We start from the raw sequence: 14,858 nt of genomic DNA on the forward strand, positions 1-14,858 counted from the left end.
GTGCAGATCCGCCGTCATGCAGGGCTCTGTCACTGAAGGGAAATGTGCGCGTCATGCACTACCTTGCGCCAGCGTTGCTCCTCGGCGGAAATATAGTCCTGGAGATCCTTGGGCGGCCCGACATGGGGATTCAGCCCTTCGGTCTTGATCTGGCGCTGGAATTCGTCTGACTGGATGGCCTTGCCCGCCGCCTGGTTGAGCACCTGGATGGCCTCATCCGGCGTACCTGCGGGCGCGAGCAGCCCATACCAGCTTTCGGCCGCATAATCGGGCAGGCCCGACTCGGCTATGGTCGGCGTGTCCGGAAAGGCGGTGGAACGTTCCTTTGCCGTCACGGCAATGGCGCGCAAACGACCCGCCTTCACGTACTGAGACACGCTGGCCGCCGTGCTGAACACCATATCTATCTGCCCACCCAGGAGATCCGTGATAGCCGGACTGCTGCCCTTGTAAGGCACATGCGTCATCTTCACGTTGGCGAGATTCTCGAACAGGGCCGCTGCCAGGTGCGCTGACGTGCCCGTGCCGTAGGAGCCAAAGGTGAGCTTGCTGGGATGCGCCTTGGCATAGTCAATGATGTCCTTGACCGATTTGTATGGGCTTTTGCTGTTGACCACCAGCACATTGGGTGATGTTCCGACCAGTGCGACCGGCTTGAAATCCTTGTCGATATCGAATGGCAGGTCTTTATGCAGGCTGGGATTCACCACATGTGCAAACGTTGCCATGACCAGCGTATAGCCGTCGGGCTTGGCCTTCGCGACATAACCCGTGCCGATGATGGTGCCTGCCCCCGGCTTGTTCATGACGACAACGGGCTGACCAAGCGACTTGGCCATGCCATCGGCAATCGTGCGCGAGATCTGGTCGGTGCCTCCTCCCGGGGAAAAGGGCACGACGATTTCAATGGCGTGATCGGGAAAAGCGGCGATTGCCGGCGCCGCCGACAATACGCCCAAGGCGAGTGCGGCCGTAGCGGCCAGAGTTTTATATGACATTGTTGTCTCCGTGGAAAAGTGCCCGAAGGGCTCGGGATAAGGATTTGTCGCTGTGTACTGGTCTTACAGTCTAGCTGCGGGCGCTGCCGCAGGCATCCCACTTATTTCACTGTGTGGAATATATAATTTCCACTTTCCGCATTCGAAAAGCAGGGCCGCATGTGCTGCGCGCCTGACCGGCCCTACCCTCCAATCATGCGCAAAGCTGGTCTTTCCACACCAAACCGCTCCCTGTCGCGCGGACTGCAAATTCTTCGCGCATTTCGGCCTGGCGTCGAGATACTGTCCAATGGCGAACTTGCCGAACAAACGGGGCTGCCGCGGGCAACCGTCAGCCGCCTGACGCAAACGCTGCAGCATGAAGGCATGCTGGAATACGATGCCGTGCGGCGCGCCTACCGGCTGGGCGTGCCGGTCCTGGGATGGGCATTTTCTCTGCGCAGCAGTTCCACGGTGCTGCACCAGGCCTCTGCGCTGATGGAAAACCTGGCGCGGCGAGCGCGCATCAACGTCGGCATTGCCGTAGCCGACGGCGACGACATGGTCTATCTTGAATCCATACGCTTGAGCAGCCGCAAATCGGTTCGCACCGTCATGCCGGGCCAGCGCATTCCCATGGAAACGACGTCGCTTGGACGCGCCTGGCTGGCCACGCTGCCGACGCAGCAGGTCCTGGACCACTATGCGCGCTTTCGCCTGCGCCATCCCGACCACTGGCCGCTGGTGCGCCAGGGCATCGAAGACGCCATCCGCCACGTTCATGCACAGGGCTATTGCATTGCCTCGTGGCTGCCCAATGTGGTGGCGGTAGGCGCTCCTGTACTGATGGCCAATGGCCCGGTTTATGCCTTGAACGCCAGTATGACCACCGAGGAATCAGGCGAGCGCTTTGCCCGGCGCGTCAGCGCCCCCTTGCTGGATCTCGCAGAGACACTGAGCAAGCGCTGCGGCTAGCTGACTCGGCGCTTGTCCAGTTTGCGCGCCAATGTGCGGCGGTGCATGCCAAGACGGCGCGCCGCTTCGGATATGTTGAAATCCGTAGCCACCAACATTTCATGAATGCGCTCCCATTCCAGCGTCTTGATGGACGCCTGCCGGTGCGCCAGGGCAACTTCGGCATTGCCCTGCGTCAGTTGAAAGGCACGCTCGATGTCATCCGTATTGGAGGGCTTGGCCAGGTAGTGGCAAGCGCCCAGCTTGATGGCTTCCACGGCCGTGGCGATGCTGGCGAAACCGGTAAGCACCACGATCAGCATATCGGCGTCGTGTTCGTGCAACGTCTGGACGCATGCCAGGCCGGATGCCTCTCCGTGCAATTTGAGGTCGACCACCGCATAGCCCGGGGAGTGATCCTCCAGGAGTTTCTGCACGCCCTCGAGGCTGTCGGTGCTGATGACGCGGTAGCCGCGGCGCTCAAAGGAGCGCACGAGCGTGCGGGACAGGGCCGCATCGTCCTCCACGACCAGAAGCAGACGGTTCGCCGCATCCGCGTCGCCGCGCAAGGTGTCGTCGCGCGCCGACGCCTGCGTATTGTCATTCATCGTCATCATCGGACTCCTCTGGCGCAAGGGAAGACAGTGGCAAGGTAATCGTGACTGATGCGCCGCCAAAAGGCAGATTGCGCACAATCAGGCTGCCGCTGAGCGTGCGCGCCACGTTGAGCGATAGAAACAGGCCCAGCCCGCTGCCTGGGCGACCCTTGGTCGATTGGTAAGGCTTGCCAAGCTCCTTGAGTATCTCGGGCGCAAAGCCCGGCCCTTCGTCGGTGACAACCAGGACGAGATTGCCGCCATCGCGCTCGACCACCAACCGCTGGCCACGCGGCGAGGCCTCGAGCGCATTGTCCAGCACATTGAAGATCATCTGCTTCAGGCCCTGGTCGGAAATGATGACCATGTCCTCGTCCACCTTGTTCACGTACTTCAGCTTGGAACCCGCTTGTGCCCTGCGCCATTGCTCGACCAGCGTATCCAGGAATGTGTTGACTGTAGTTTCGGTAAGCGTCTCGCCGCGCGCCTCGCCCGCCGACATGAGGATGCCGCTGACTATGGCCTTGCATCGGCGAACCTGAGCCTGCATCTCGAGCACGTCCTGGCTCAGTTCACCGTCTTCGGTCACCGCCTTGGCATGCGCCCAGTCCCCTAGGATGACGTCCAGCGTGGCCAGCGGCGTGCCCAGCTCATGCGCGGCGCCAGAGGCCAGCAAACCCATGTGGACGATGTGCTCCTCTTCAGCCGCCCGCTGACGCATGGCTGCCAGTCGCGCGTCGCGGGTCCTTACATTGCGCGTGATGCGCGTGATGAAGATGGCCAGCAGCACTGCGTTGAGCACGAAGCACACCAGCATTCCAATGACGAAGGGGCTGGCCAGGCCGCGGCCCAGGTCCAACGGCAGCGCATACTCTTGATGGCTGGTCAGGGCCAGGCTGGCGAACGCCACCGCGGTCAGCGCGACAATCATCCAAGTGGTGGCAGGCTTGAGCAGAACCGCCGCCAGGGCCACCTGCAGCAGGAACAGGAAGATGAAGGGATTGGTCGACCCGCCACTCAGGTACAGCTGCGCAGTCAAGGCCATGACGTCGAGCAGCAGCGCCAGGAAGAGCTCGATCTGCGTAACCGGCATATGCAGCCTGAGCCGCAGCAGGCTGAAGAGGTTGTATACCGCTAGCACCACAACCACGATTACCATGCCTTCGAGCGGCAACGGCAATTGAAAGCCGATCAGGGCAACAGAAATAGCGATGATCTGGCCAAGCACAGCAATCCAGCGCAGCTGGATAAGTTGCCGCAGATTGTGGCGGCCAGCCACGCTGCCGTTGGGCGTCGCGCCGAATGAGGTGTCCTTGCCTCGCGGCATCATGGCTTCCTCCCAGCCTGATGGTCGGCACGCCGCCTGCGTTGCCGCAGCTCTATTCGAACGACGTAGAACGAAGCGGCCGCCACCATCAGGGCCAGAATGTACCAGGTGATGGCGTAGCTGAGGTGGCTGTCGCGAAAGTGCACGACTGTCAGGCCTGGCACCGGCCATACTGACGGCGGCTGCATGGGATTGACCGCGGACGCCCCCGCGCTGGCCTGCTGATCGACGAAGTAAGGGGCGATGGGACTCAGACCCAGTTTGTCGGCAATTGCCTGGACATCCCGCGAAAACCATCGGTCATTCGCTGAGTTGTTCTTGCGTAGAAAAGCGCCGCCAGGCTCGGTAACGCGCAGCAGCCCCGTCACGGTAACCTCTCCCTGCGGCGCCAGCGCGCCGCGTGTCGCAGGATCGCGATGGGCCGGCGACACGAAGCCCCGGTTGACCAGGACGTAGCTGCCGTCGTCGCGCCTGAGCGGCGTCAAGACCCAGAACCCAGGGCCCAGTGCCGTGGTTGCCTGAACAAAGGTTTCATCCTGGTTGAGAAAAACGCCATGAAGCATGACACGGCGGTAGGCATCGTCGTGTTCATTGATACCGGCCCACTGGCTCCGCCCCGGCGCGGGCACGGCGGGCGCATGAATGCGCTGCGTAACCCGCGCGATCAGGTCGTGTTTCCAGTGCAGCCTGTGCACCTGCCAGGTCCCCAATGCCACAAAGCCGCAAAAGGCTATCAGGGCAAGCAGCGCCCACAGTACAAGCACTCCCGGACGAAGCGTCCGGGAGTGCCGTGTGGTTTCCTTAGCGGTTTGTATATCGGAAGTTCGGGAGTTCACCCTTTGGAACCTTCCGGGCCTTTTACATGGACGGCATCTCGTGCAGGTGGCCCGGCATCATGTTGGTATTCAGATGGTACATCACCCACAGCGAGCCAGCCATGGCGATGACCACGATGATGACTGTGAAGATGAGCGCCAGCAGAGTCCAGCCTCCTTCGGAACGCGGACTCATGTGCAGGAAGTAGATCATGTGAACCACCATCTGCACCGCGCCTATGCCAAGAATGGTGAGGGCGGTGGCGCTTGACGTGGACAGCACATCGTTCATGACCAGCCAAAAGGGTATGACGGTGAGAATGACGGACAGGATGAAGCCTGTCATGTAGCCCTTGAACGTGCTGGGAGCGTGCCCGCCTTCAGGTCCGTGCGCGTCGTGCGCGTGTTCGTCGTGTTGATTTACGCTCATTGCAGCACTCCCATGAGGTAGACAAAGGTGAATACGCCAATCCAGACCACATCGAGGAAGTGCCAGAACATGGACAGGCACATGAGGCGGCGGCGGTTTTCTGGTATGAGGCCGTGGCGCTTGAGCTGGAACAGCAGCGTGACCAGCCAGATTATGCCGAAGGTGACGTGCAGGCCGTGCGTGCCCACGAGCGTGAAGAAAGACGACAGGAAGGCGCTGCGCTGCGGGCCGGCGCCAATATGGATGAGATGACTGAATTCGAAGAGCTCAAGGCCCAGAAATGCAAGGCCAAACAGGCCTGTGACGATGAGCCATCCTACTGTGCCGCTCAGTTTGTTCTGCTGCATCTTGAGCATGGCGAAGCCATATGTGATGGACGAAAGCAGCAGCATGGCGGTGTTGAGCGCGACCAAGGGCAGCTCGAACAGGTCCGCGCCCGACGGGCCGCCCGCATAGGCACGACCCTGTACGCCATAGACGGCGAACAGGCACGCAAAGATGAGGCAGTCGCTCATCAGGTAGATCCAGAACCCGAGCAGTGTGCCGTTTTCCGGGTGATGGTCTTCGCGGACGATGAAGTCGGGCGCGGGCTGGCCGCCGCCCGGATGGCTGATGACGTGTGTATTAGACATGATTGGCAAGCTGCAAGGTACGCGCTTCTTCTACGCGGGTGACTTCATCGGCGGGAATATGATAGTCGCGGTTGTAGTTGAAGGTGTGGTAGATCGAATAGGCGATTAGCGCAACGAACGACAGTATCGTCAGTGGCCACATGTGCCAGATCAAGGCAAAACCGAGCACGGTGCTGAGCGCAGCAAGAATGAAGCCGGCACCCGTGTTCTTGGGCATGTGTACCGACACGAACCCATCGACGGGACGCTTGTAGCCCATCTGCTTCATGTGCCACCAGGTGTCGCGACTGAAGATGCGGGGTGTGAACGCAAAGTTGTAGTCGGGCGGCGGTGAGGAAGTGGACCACTCGAGGGTGCGACCGTCCCACGGATCACCGGTGTGATCGCGCAGGGCCTCGCGGTTGCGGTAGCTGACAAAAATCTGGATCAGGAAGCATGCAATGCCCAGTGCGATCAACAGCGCGCCCAGCGCGGCGATCTGGAACCAGATCTGCAGCGAAGGATCGTCGAAATGGCTCAGACGACGCGTGATCCCCATGAGGCCCAGGATGTACAGCGGCATGAAGGCAACCCAGAAACCCACGACCCAGAACCAGAAGGAGCACTTGCCCCAGAACCGGTCGAGCTTGAATCCGAACGCCTTGGGGAACCAATAGTTGATGGCGGCGAACAGGCCGAACAGCACGCCGCCGATGATCACGTTGTGGAAGTGGGCTATCAGGAACAGACTGTTGTGCAGCACGAAGTCGGCCGGCGGAACAGCCAGCAGCACGCCCGTCATGCCGCCAATCACGAAGGTGATCATGAAGGCGACCGTCCACATCATGGGCAGCTCGAAACGGATGCGGCCGCGATACATGGTGAACAGCCAGTTGAATATCTTGGCGCCCGTCGGGATCGAGATGATCATCGTCGTGATGCCGAAGAAAGAGTTAACGCTGGCGCCCGAACCCATGGTGAAGAAGTGGTGCAGCCACACAAGGTAGGACAGGACGGTAATGACGATGGTGGCATACACCATGGATGTGTAGCCGAAGAGGCGCTTGCCGGTGTAGGTGGACACCACTTCGGAAAACACGCCGAACAGAGGCAGAATCAGGATATAGACCTCGGGGTGGCCCCAGATCCAGATCAGATTCACGTACATCATGGGATTGCCGCCCAGGTCGTTTGTGAAGAACTGGGTGCCGACGTAGCGGTCCATGCCGAGCAGGGCCAAGGTCGCGGTGAGAATGGGGAAGGTGATGATGATGAGCACGTTGGTGCACAGCGCGGTCCAGGTGAACACCGGCATTTTCATCAGCTTCATGCCCGGCGCGCGCATCTTGATGATGGTGACCGCCAGGTTGATCCCCGAAAGCAGCGTGCCAACCCCCGCTACCTGCAAGGCCCATATGTAGTAGTCAACCCCCACGTCGGGACTGTATTGAAGGCCCGAGAGCGGCGGGTAGGCCAGCCAGCCGGTCTTGGCGAACTCGCCAATGAACAGTGAGATCATGACCAGTATGGCGCCGCCCGTTGTCATCCAGAAGCTGAAATTATTCAGGAAGGGAAACGCCACGTCGCGGGCGCCGATCTGCAGCGGCACGATGTAGTTCATCAAGCCCGTGATAAGCGGCATGGCCACGAAAAAGATCATGATTACGCCGTGCGCGGTGAAAATCTGATCATAGTGGTGCGGCGGCAGGTAGCCGAGCGAATCGCCGAAGGAGATGGCCTGCTGCAGACGCATCATGGCTGCATCGGCAAAGCCGCGCAGCAGCATCACGATACCCAGAATCATGTACATGATCCCGATTTTCTTGTGATCGATGCTGGTGATCCAGTCGCGCCACAGATAACCCCACAGGCGATAGCGGGAGATCAGGTACAGCAACGCGATGCCGCCCACGGCGACGGCGGCGAACGTGGCGACCAGGATCGGCTCATGATAGGGAATGGACTCCCAGGTCAACTTACCGAATACCAGTTTTTGCAGGTCCATAATTCTTACTTCGGGTATTGCCTTGATGGCAAGGTTTGAAAACAGCAACGCGTGGCGCGCAAAGCGCCGGTAGCCCGTCAGGGGCGTTTGGCCGCGGCCGGGCTACGAAAGGGATGCGTCCGGGCTGACGCCGTGCGCACGCGCCCTGGCGAGAGCCTCGGCCTCGCTGTACGAGCACAGATCGCCGACATAGTCAGCCGCGGATATCTCAGAAGCATCCAGCTTGGGAGGATGCCGATGCGGCATGGGCATGTCCGGCGTACCGGGATGATGCACGCCCTCCATGCCGCCGCCACCCTTCATGTCCATGTGCATCATGTCGCGCATGCAAATGGTGCCGGAGCGAACGCAACGGTTCAGGATGGCTTCATACAAATCTGGCGCGACACTGGCATAGCGGCGAACTGGATCGTTCTGGCTGGGCTGCTCAAGCTTCAGGTAGCTGGCGCGGTCAAGTTCGCCGCCGGCGCTCCGGTTCTTCGCGACCCATTTCTCGAAGTCGGCCTCGCTCAGGCCATGGAACTTGAAGTTCATTCCCGAGAAGCCTGCACCGCTATAGTTGGCGGACATGCCTTCGTAGACGCCCGACTTGTTGATGACCGCATGCAGCATGGTCTGCATGCCGGCCATGGCGTAGATCTGGCCAGCCAGGGCGGGAATGAAGAAGGAGTTCATGACCGAAGATGCTGTGATCTTGAACGTGATGGGCCGGTCGACGGGCGCCGCCAGCTCGTTGACCGTGGCAAAACCGTATTCGGGATAGATGAACAGCCATTTCCAGTCCATCGCCACGACCTCGACGGTAAGCGGCTTGACATCGGCAGGCACGGGGCGGCCCGCCTCAATGCGATCGAGAGGACGATAGGGATCGAGCAAGTGCGTGCTGACCCAGGTGATGCTGCCCAGTGCAATGATGATCATCAGGGGCACGGACCAGATGACCAGCTCGAGCTTGGTGGAGTGATCCCAGTCGGGCTCATAGCGGGCGCTTGCATTCGATGCGCGATACCGCCAAGCGAAAACAATGGTCGCGATGATGACCGGAACGATGACGATGAGCATCAGGCCGGTGGCTATGTAGATGAGATCGCGTTGCTGGACAGCGATATCTCCGGAGGGCTTGAGCAAAACCGCGTTGCAACCGCTCAGGAGAAAGGCCACGGCAGAAATGAGGAACAGCTTCAGGGATTTGATACGAAACATTGCCGATATGCCGGTAAAACCAAGGTCAATTCTGAAAGCGAGTACTATAAGTTTGAACAGTCCGCGGGGGAATTGGACATTTTGTCCTACCACCCCGCGCCGGTCCGGTGCCGGGCACGGGTTTTGACCTATGGCGCGCGGTGCGGAGCGGTGACATGCTGTCGAGGAAATACTTGTTACATCGCAGTACAGAAAGGCATTTGTTACATGTAGTCGTTACATATAAAGCAGCAGCAGGAGAGACACCATGGCTGAACATACCCTGAACGCGCCGGTTCCGGGCGTCCGCGCACAGCGGGACGACAGGGCAAGGGCCGCCCGAGAGGCGGCGGGTCACGAAACCGTCACACCCGGCGATATCGCTGTCGGCGTGATCATAGGAAGAACCTCGGAGTTTTTTGACTTCTTTACCTACGGCATCGCCTCGGTCATTGTCTTTCCGCAGGTTTTCTTTCCCTTCGTCGATGCGTTCACGGGCACCATGTACTCCTTTGCGATCTTCGCACTGGCGTTCATTTTCCGCCCCCTGGGAACCACGCTGTTCATGCACATACAGAAGCTGTGGGGCCGGGGTGTCAAGCTGACAGCCGCCCTCTTTCTGCTGGGCACGGCCACGGCGGGCATCGCCTTTCTGCCGTCCTACGAGACCAGCGGCGCCCACGCCATATTGCTTCTGGCCATATTCCGTTGCATCCAGGGAATTGCCTATGGGGGTTCCTGGGATGGCTTGCCGTCGCTACTGGCGCTGAACGCCCCCGCCAAGAAACGCGGCTGGTATTCCATGATGGGCCAATTGGCCGCACCTCTGGGCTTCCTGGTGGCCGGCGCACTATTCCTGTATCTGCACACAAGGCTGGAACCGCAGGATTTCCTGACCTGGGCCTGGCGTTTCCCCTTCTATGTGGCATTCGCCATCAACGTGGTCGGTCTCTTTGCCCGCCTGCGCCTGGTTCTGGCAAATGAATACACGCAAATGCTGGAAGACCGCGAACTCAAGCCCATCGGCACTGTGCAGATGGCCCGCACCCAAGGCTACAACCTGTTCATCGGCGCCTTTGCCTCGCTGTCCAGCTACGCCCTGTTCCATTTGGTGACCATTTTCCCCCTGTCCTGGATCGCCATTCATCACAGCCAGGCCATTCCGGATGTGTTGATCATCGAACTGATCGGCGCAGTCATCGGCCTCGCCTTCATGTTCCTGTCGGGGATGATTGCCGACAGGATCGGCCGCCGTTCCACACTCGGCCTGGGCGCGGTGCTGACGGCCGCCTTTGCCCTGGTTTCCCCCTGGCTTCTGGGCGGCGGCACCATGAGCCAGGACGCCTTCATCCTGATCGGCTTTGCCCTGCTGGGCTTCTCCTATGGCCAGTCCTCGGGTACCGCAACGGCAAACTTCCTGCCCAGCTGCCGCTACACCGGCGCAGCCCTCACGACCGACCTGGCATGGTTGATCGGCGCTGCTTTTGCGCCGTTGGTCGCGCTGGGCGTGTCGACCCGGTTCGGCCTGGCTGGCATTAGCCTGTATCTGCTGTCCGGCGCCGCGTGTACCTTGCTGGCGCTAAGGATCAACCGGCGGGTGCGCCACAGCGGCCGTGCCGCCGCCTGAGGCGTGCCGACGAGCCGGTTCTTTTATACTTCGGCATTGATGCCGGGAACGCCGCGCCGTATCGACGCCGAATAGGAAACCGCATCCCGTGCGGCGCGCGCTCTGTCCGTATAACGCCCCCGCCGCCGGTATTCCGGCAGCGAGTTGGCGCCTTGCAGGGCTCCCAGGTCGTACAGATAGCCATCCAGGTAGCCCGACAACAGCAACCTGTAGTCCATGGGCAGGCCCGGCACAATCTGCTGGGCCATTCTGAATACAATGGTGATGCAGTTGGCCGTAAGTGTGTTATAGAAGCGCGGCTGCGCCAGCAGGCGGTTCGCGCTGTTCACATAGGCCAGGAACAGGGCGCCGGCAGCCTCCCGAGGCATATGCACCCGATACAGATAACAGTCTTCGCCTCGCACATTGGTGCGCGCACGCAGGCTGTCCTCTTCGGTCGACGCGATCAGGCTGAGTTCGTACTGCCTGAAAAAGCCGCCGATCTCCGAGAACCGGTCACCCTTCTTGCGCCGGATCTCGACCGAGAACACAACGTAATCATTTCGTCCGTCCTCATCAAGAAAGCCGAAAGAGACCAGCGCATGAGCGATCGACCTGTGCCCCCAGTAGGAAAGGGTGAGGTCCACGGACTGAAGCCTGGATATCGCATAGCGGCGCGTTTCCCACCGCGGCGTGAAATCGCTGCGGCTGCGCCATGCAAAGTTGCGTACATTACGCAGCGTGATCCAATCGCCCTGCACAACGCCGTGCGTCTGCCTGGCCACCTCGGGAATCCAGTCGCGATCGCCCGCGGGCCGAATCGAATGCCACCAGGCCAATAGCCCCGACAGTACGGCCCCGTATGCGTACGCCAGCCACCATTGGCCAGAGGCCGTCCCTGCCAGCGCCGCTGCGGCGAGCACCAGCCAGACCGCCGCCGCGCTGGCACCTGCCCACCGCGGCGCGGGCAACCGAATATACAGCGCCAATGCGCCCCACATCGCCGTAAGGCCGATGATGATGCCGATGACCACAGGCAATGTGCTCATGAGGCTATGGCCTGGAAACGCCGTCATGGACTGCCGCGAGCAGATCGTGCTCATCCAGCAGGTCGAACACGACCTGCCGTCTTGCCTCGAAACATCGCCGCAGCGCCGCCGGAATGCTCTTGCGCGTCTTGCGGCACAGCCCTGGTTGCGGCAAGACCTCTATTCGCAGGCCCATGACCGTGCGCACTTCGTTGCTGCCCGGCGCTATATCCACCACGATTCCGAGCTGCCGGCGCATCAAACCCTGGACGTGCCGCAGATCAGCCAGGCTGTCGATAGACTCGATGCGGGCAAGCAGCCGCTTTTCCTCTTCTCGCGTCAACATCAGAATGCGCAGATCGCCCTCGGGTTGCGACAGCAACCTTTCACGCTCGCAAATACAGGCTCCGGGCGGACATTGGATTCTCATGGCAGGCATTTATCAAGCGTAACACCGGCGCGCGACATTTACCCGGCCTCAGGCCTGGCGAAATCGGAACCGGCTATCTCAGCCGCAGCATTGGCCCGACGCCTCGTCGGTATCGGCACAGCCATCCTCTTCGACCTGCACGGTCACATGCAGGATGTTGAACCGTTCGGCCACACGTGCCTTGATGGCAGCGACCACGTCGCGAGGCTGGGCGCCCGTGCGAGGTACGACATGGACGGTCAGCAGATGCTGCTCCGCCGTCATGGACCAGACATGGATATGATGGGCATCGCTGACCTGAGCCACATTCTGCTCAAGGTCGGCCTTGATATCGGCGATGCTGACACCGGACGGCGCCCCCTCCAATAGAATATGGCCCGACGAACGGATGATGTGCCACGCGCCACGCAAGACAATCAGCGCAACGAGAACGGAGAGAATGGGATCTATGGGCATCCACCCGGTCCACATGATGATCAGCGCCGCCGCTATGGCCGCCACCGAACCCAGCATGTCGCCCAGCACATGCAGCAGCGCGCTGCGCATGTTCAAATTGGCCTGGCTGCCGCCATTCAGCACCACAAAGGCCACGATATTGGCAAGCAGGCCCGCGCAGGCGACGGCAAGCATGGGTAGCCCCATTACTGCCACGGGCTCAATGAAGCGCCCCACTGCCTCGACCACGATCCAGACCGCAATGAAAAACAGCGCAAGCCCATTCACAAATGCCGCCAGGATCTCCATGCGGCGATAGCCGTATGACAGCTGTTCAGTGGCTTCACGCCGTCCTATGCGCAGCGCAAACCAGCTGAAGCCCAACGCAGCGGCATCGCTGGCCATATGGCCAGCGTCGGCGAGCAGCGCGAGGGATCCCGAAAACAGGCCGCCCGCTACTTCGACCAGCAGGAACACCACGATGATGCCGAATGCCCAGGCTATGCGCCGTTCGTCGGTAATACCCGCCGCGTGATTGTGGCCGCCTGGGCCGTGATGATGGTGGTGGCCGTGATGGCCATGTTCGTGGGCCGCGCCTGTATGGCTGTGGTCGTGCATGATGAGGCTCCGCCCCGTCGGGGCCGCCGGGCTACGCCCGTTCCAGTTGATGCAGTGCCTCTATTGTATGCGCTATGCCCGATTCTCCAGGGGTTCCTGAATGGGCACGGCCCTGATGGCCGCACCCGACGCCATGGAACCGCGCGTCATGACCCCGCTGTTGCATTGGCCACGTACTCCGCCACCGCATTGATGTCCTCCTCGCTGAGCGACGAGGCAAATGAAGGCATGACGCCCACGCCTTCGGTGACCGCCTTGCGGATGCGGTCCAGTTCAGGCTTCATTTCATCCAGATTCGGCCCGATTGCTCCGGCGGAGCCCGCATCCGCCAAAGTATGACAGACCGCACAGGCCGGTGTTGCCTCGGACATGAACAACGCCTTGCCGCGTTCGAGAACGGCCTGGTCGGCGGCCAGACTGACACTGGCGGCGCCGGCCAGTGCCCAGGCCGCCAGAATTGTTGCTGCTATATGCTTCATCAAATACTCCGGAAGCCCCGCCGCTGGCGGCGGGGCGATACATCTTTCTGCTTGACAGGCGTCTTAGGCCACCTTGATGGCAACCATGTGATCACGCCAGCTATTGTTGACATAGCCGCGATTGTTCTCGACACGGTTTTCGGGCTGGGACTTGCCGTCTTCGTTGGTGACGCGGCAAGCCATCTGGTAGGTACCCGGCTTCAGTTCGGCGGAGAGCACAAAGCTGCGCCATGCGTACTTGCCCAGATCCGGTCCGATGAACTCGGCCTCCTTCCAGGACTTGCCGCCATCAACGGACACTTCCACTTTCTCTGGCTCGCTCATGCCGCCCATTGCCACGCCGGTAATCTGCACCCGGCCCGCCTTAACGGGCTGATTCGGGTCGGACGGCATGGTAATCCACGATTTCGGATCCATTTCCCAGATGGAATCATATTCAGGCGTACCCTTCACGCCGATAGGCGAGAAGCGGTAGCTGCTCTGCTGGATTTTTGCCGGCGACTGATCCTTGGTGAAAGCGACGTGCTTGACGTACTTCACATTGTTGACGCCTGCATAGCCCGGAACAATCATGCGCAGCGGCCCTCCATGCGCCAGCGGCAGCGCTTCGCCATTGACTTCCCATGCAAGAATGGCGTCTTCTATACCCGACAGCGGCACAGACCGCTCGACCATGAGCGTATTCGGATCCAGGCCGGCGGGAATCTCCTCTCCACCCGTGCTGGTCATGTACTTCATGCCATCGGCCATGCCGCCCGTCGCTTCGAGCACCGCCTTGACGGGCACACCTGTGAACGAGACACAACCCGCCGCGCCCACTGTCCACTGCGTGCCGCTCGGCTTGTGCGGAAAGAAACCGCGCCCGTTGCCGGAACACTGCAGCACCATGGTGACGGTCTCCAGACCCAGGGTCTTCAGCTCGGCCACCGTAAAGCTGCGAGGCGACTTGACGCCTGAAATCTCCACTTTCCAGCTGTCGGGATCCTTCACGATGTCTTCGGAAGGCGGCGTCAGATTATTGCGGATGTACAGTCTGTCCAGCGGTGTGATGCCCGCGGAACCAAAGGCATCGCGCCTCGTCTCCACTGTGTTGGCGCTGTGAACAATCATGCTGTTCGCATCTTTCCATTTGGCATAGCCAGGCAAAGGCTTTTCCGCCGATACCGGCCCAGGCGACGAGCTGGAAGCCGGCTCCGTGGAATCAGCATGCGCCAGGCTCCCGCCGAAACCGGCCCAGGCCACCGCTCCCCCAGCCGATGCCAGCAAGCGCCGACGGATCAGATTGGTCTGTTCTTTCATAATGAATCCTCTTTTCATGACGTCAAGTTATTTCTGTGTGTGGATTTTATATTCTTTTTTTGAATT

15 protein-coding genes are annotated in these 14,858 nt (G+C 60.6%); 2 read left to right on the forward strand and 13 right to left on the reverse strand.

Going from position 1 to position 14,858, the window contains the following annotated elements:
- Positions 1 to 29: 29 nt before the first annotated feature.
- Positions 30 to 998, reverse strand: coding sequence for a Bug family tripartite tricarboxylate transporter substrate binding protein (locus tag ERD78_RS03645; protein ID WP_129967877.1), 969 nt, complete (start codon positions 996 to 998; stop codon positions 30 to 32).
- A gap of 195 nt (positions 999 to 1,193) precedes the next feature.
- Here ERD78_RS03645 and ERD78_RS03650 point away from each other — a divergent pair, with 195 nt between their 5' ends.
- The gene (locus tag ERD78_RS03650) at positions 1,194 to 1,952 is read left to right on the forward strand and encodes an IclR family transcriptional regulator (protein ID WP_180029185.1); all 759 of its coding nucleotides are present in this window, start codon (positions 1,194 to 1,196) and stop codon (positions 1,950 to 1,952) included.
- Here ERD78_RS03650 and ERD78_RS03655 read toward each other — a convergent pair.
- From ERD78_RS03655 to cyoA, 7 genes are all read right to left on the reverse strand, one after another.
- Positions 1,949 to 2,539, reverse strand: a complete 591-nt coding sequence (locus ERD78_RS03655; protein ID WP_209019950.1) for a response regulator transcription factor — start codon at positions 2,537 to 2,539, stop codon at positions 1,949 to 1,951. The genes ERD78_RS03650 and ERD78_RS03655 overlap by 4 nt on opposite strands.
- Positions 2,532 to 3,854 carry an ATP-binding protein gene (locus tag ERD78_RS03660; protein WP_180029189.1) on the reverse strand — a complete coding sequence of 441 codons (1,323 nt, stop codon included), beginning with the start codon at positions 3,852 to 3,854 and terminating at the stop codon, positions 2,532 to 2,534. The genes ERD78_RS03655 and ERD78_RS03660 overlap by 8 nt, the downstream gene beginning before the upstream one ends.
- The gene (locus tag ERD78_RS03665; RefSeq protein ID WP_245152318.1) at positions 3,854 to 4,690 is read right to left on the reverse strand and encodes an SURF1 family protein; all 837 of its coding nucleotides are present in this window, start codon (positions 4,688 to 4,690) and stop codon (positions 3,854 to 3,856) included. The genes ERD78_RS03660 and ERD78_RS03665 overlap by 1 nt, the downstream gene beginning before the upstream one ends.
- A 22-nt stretch (positions 4,691 to 4,712) precedes the next feature.
- Positions 4,713 to 5,099 (reverse strand): cytochrome o ubiquinol oxidase subunit IV, encoded by a 387-nt coding sequence (cyoD, locus tag ERD78_RS03670; protein WP_129967880.1) that lies wholly within the window; start codon positions 5,097 to 5,099, stop codon positions 4,713 to 4,715.
- On the reverse strand, positions 5,096 to 5,731 hold the full coding sequence (gene cyoC, locus ERD78_RS03675; protein ID WP_129967881.1) for a cytochrome o ubiquinol oxidase subunit III: 636 nt from the start codon (positions 5,729 to 5,731) through the stop codon (positions 5,096 to 5,098). The genes cyoD and cyoC overlap by 4 nt, the downstream gene beginning before the upstream one ends.
- A complete protein-coding gene (gene cyoB / locus ERD78_RS03680; RefSeq protein WP_129967882.1) occupies positions 5,724 to 7,715 on the reverse strand; it encodes a cytochrome o ubiquinol oxidase subunit I in 1,992 nt (663 codons plus the stop codon). Before cyoB ends, cyoC begins: the two co-directional genes overlap by 8 nt.
- Before the next feature lie 102 nt (positions 7,716 to 7,817).
- Positions 7,818 to 8,918 (reverse strand): ubiquinol oxidase subunit II, encoded by a 1,101-nt coding sequence (cyoA, locus tag ERD78_RS03685; RefSeq protein WP_129967883.1) that lies wholly within the window; start codon positions 8,916 to 8,918, stop codon positions 7,818 to 7,820.
- 247 nt (positions 8,919 to 9,165) lie between these two features.
- Here cyoA and ERD78_RS03690 point away from each other — a divergent pair, with 247 nt between their 5' ends.
- Positions 9,166 to 10,524, forward strand: coding sequence for an MFS transporter (locus tag ERD78_RS03690; protein ID WP_129967884.1), 1,359 nt, complete (start codon positions 9,166 to 9,168; stop codon positions 10,522 to 10,524).
- 23 nt (positions 10,525 to 10,547) lie between these two features.
- Here the strand turns inward: ERD78_RS03690 and ERD78_RS03695 are convergent, their stop codons facing one another.
- The 5 genes from ERD78_RS03695 to sorT all read right to left on the reverse strand — a co-directional run bounded on the left by ERD78_RS03695 (position 10,548) and on the right by sorT (position 14,792).
- A complete protein-coding gene (locus ERD78_RS03695) occupies positions 10,548 to 11,552 on the reverse strand; it encodes an Lnb N-terminal periplasmic domain-containing protein (protein ID WP_129967885.1) in 1,005 nt (334 codons plus the stop codon).
- Between the two features lie 4 nt (positions 11,553 to 11,556).
- On the reverse strand, positions 11,557 to 11,970 hold the full coding sequence (locus tag ERD78_RS03700; protein WP_129967886.1) for a hypothetical protein: 414 nt from the start codon (positions 11,968 to 11,970) through the stop codon (positions 11,557 to 11,559).
- 69 nt (positions 11,971 to 12,039) lie between these two features.
- Positions 12,040 to 13,014: a cation diffusion facilitator family transporter gene (locus ERD78_RS03705; protein WP_129967887.1), complete on the reverse strand. Its 975-nt coding sequence runs from the start codon at positions 13,012 to 13,014 to the stop codon at positions 12,040 to 12,042.
- Positions 13,015 to 13,160: 146 nt separating this feature from the next.
- Positions 13,161 to 13,493 (reverse strand): SorU family sulfite dehydrogenase c-type cytochrome subunit, encoded by a 333-nt coding sequence (sorU, locus tag ERD78_RS03710; RefSeq protein ID WP_129967888.1) that lies wholly within the window; start codon positions 13,491 to 13,493, stop codon positions 13,161 to 13,163.
- Between the two features lie 63 nt (positions 13,494 to 13,556).
- A complete protein-coding gene (sorT, locus tag ERD78_RS03715) occupies positions 13,557 to 14,792 on the reverse strand; it encodes a SorT family sulfite dehydrogenase catalytic subunit (RefSeq protein WP_129967889.1) in 1,236 nt (411 codons plus the stop codon).
- Positions 14,793 to 14,858 lie beyond the last annotated feature (66 nt).

It is taken from the genome of Allopusillimonas soli, from assembly GCF_004153445.1.
In the GTDB taxonomy this organism is placed as follows: Bacteria; Pseudomonadota; Gammaproteobacteria; order Burkholderiales; family Burkholderiaceae_B; genus Allopusillimonas; species Allopusillimonas soli.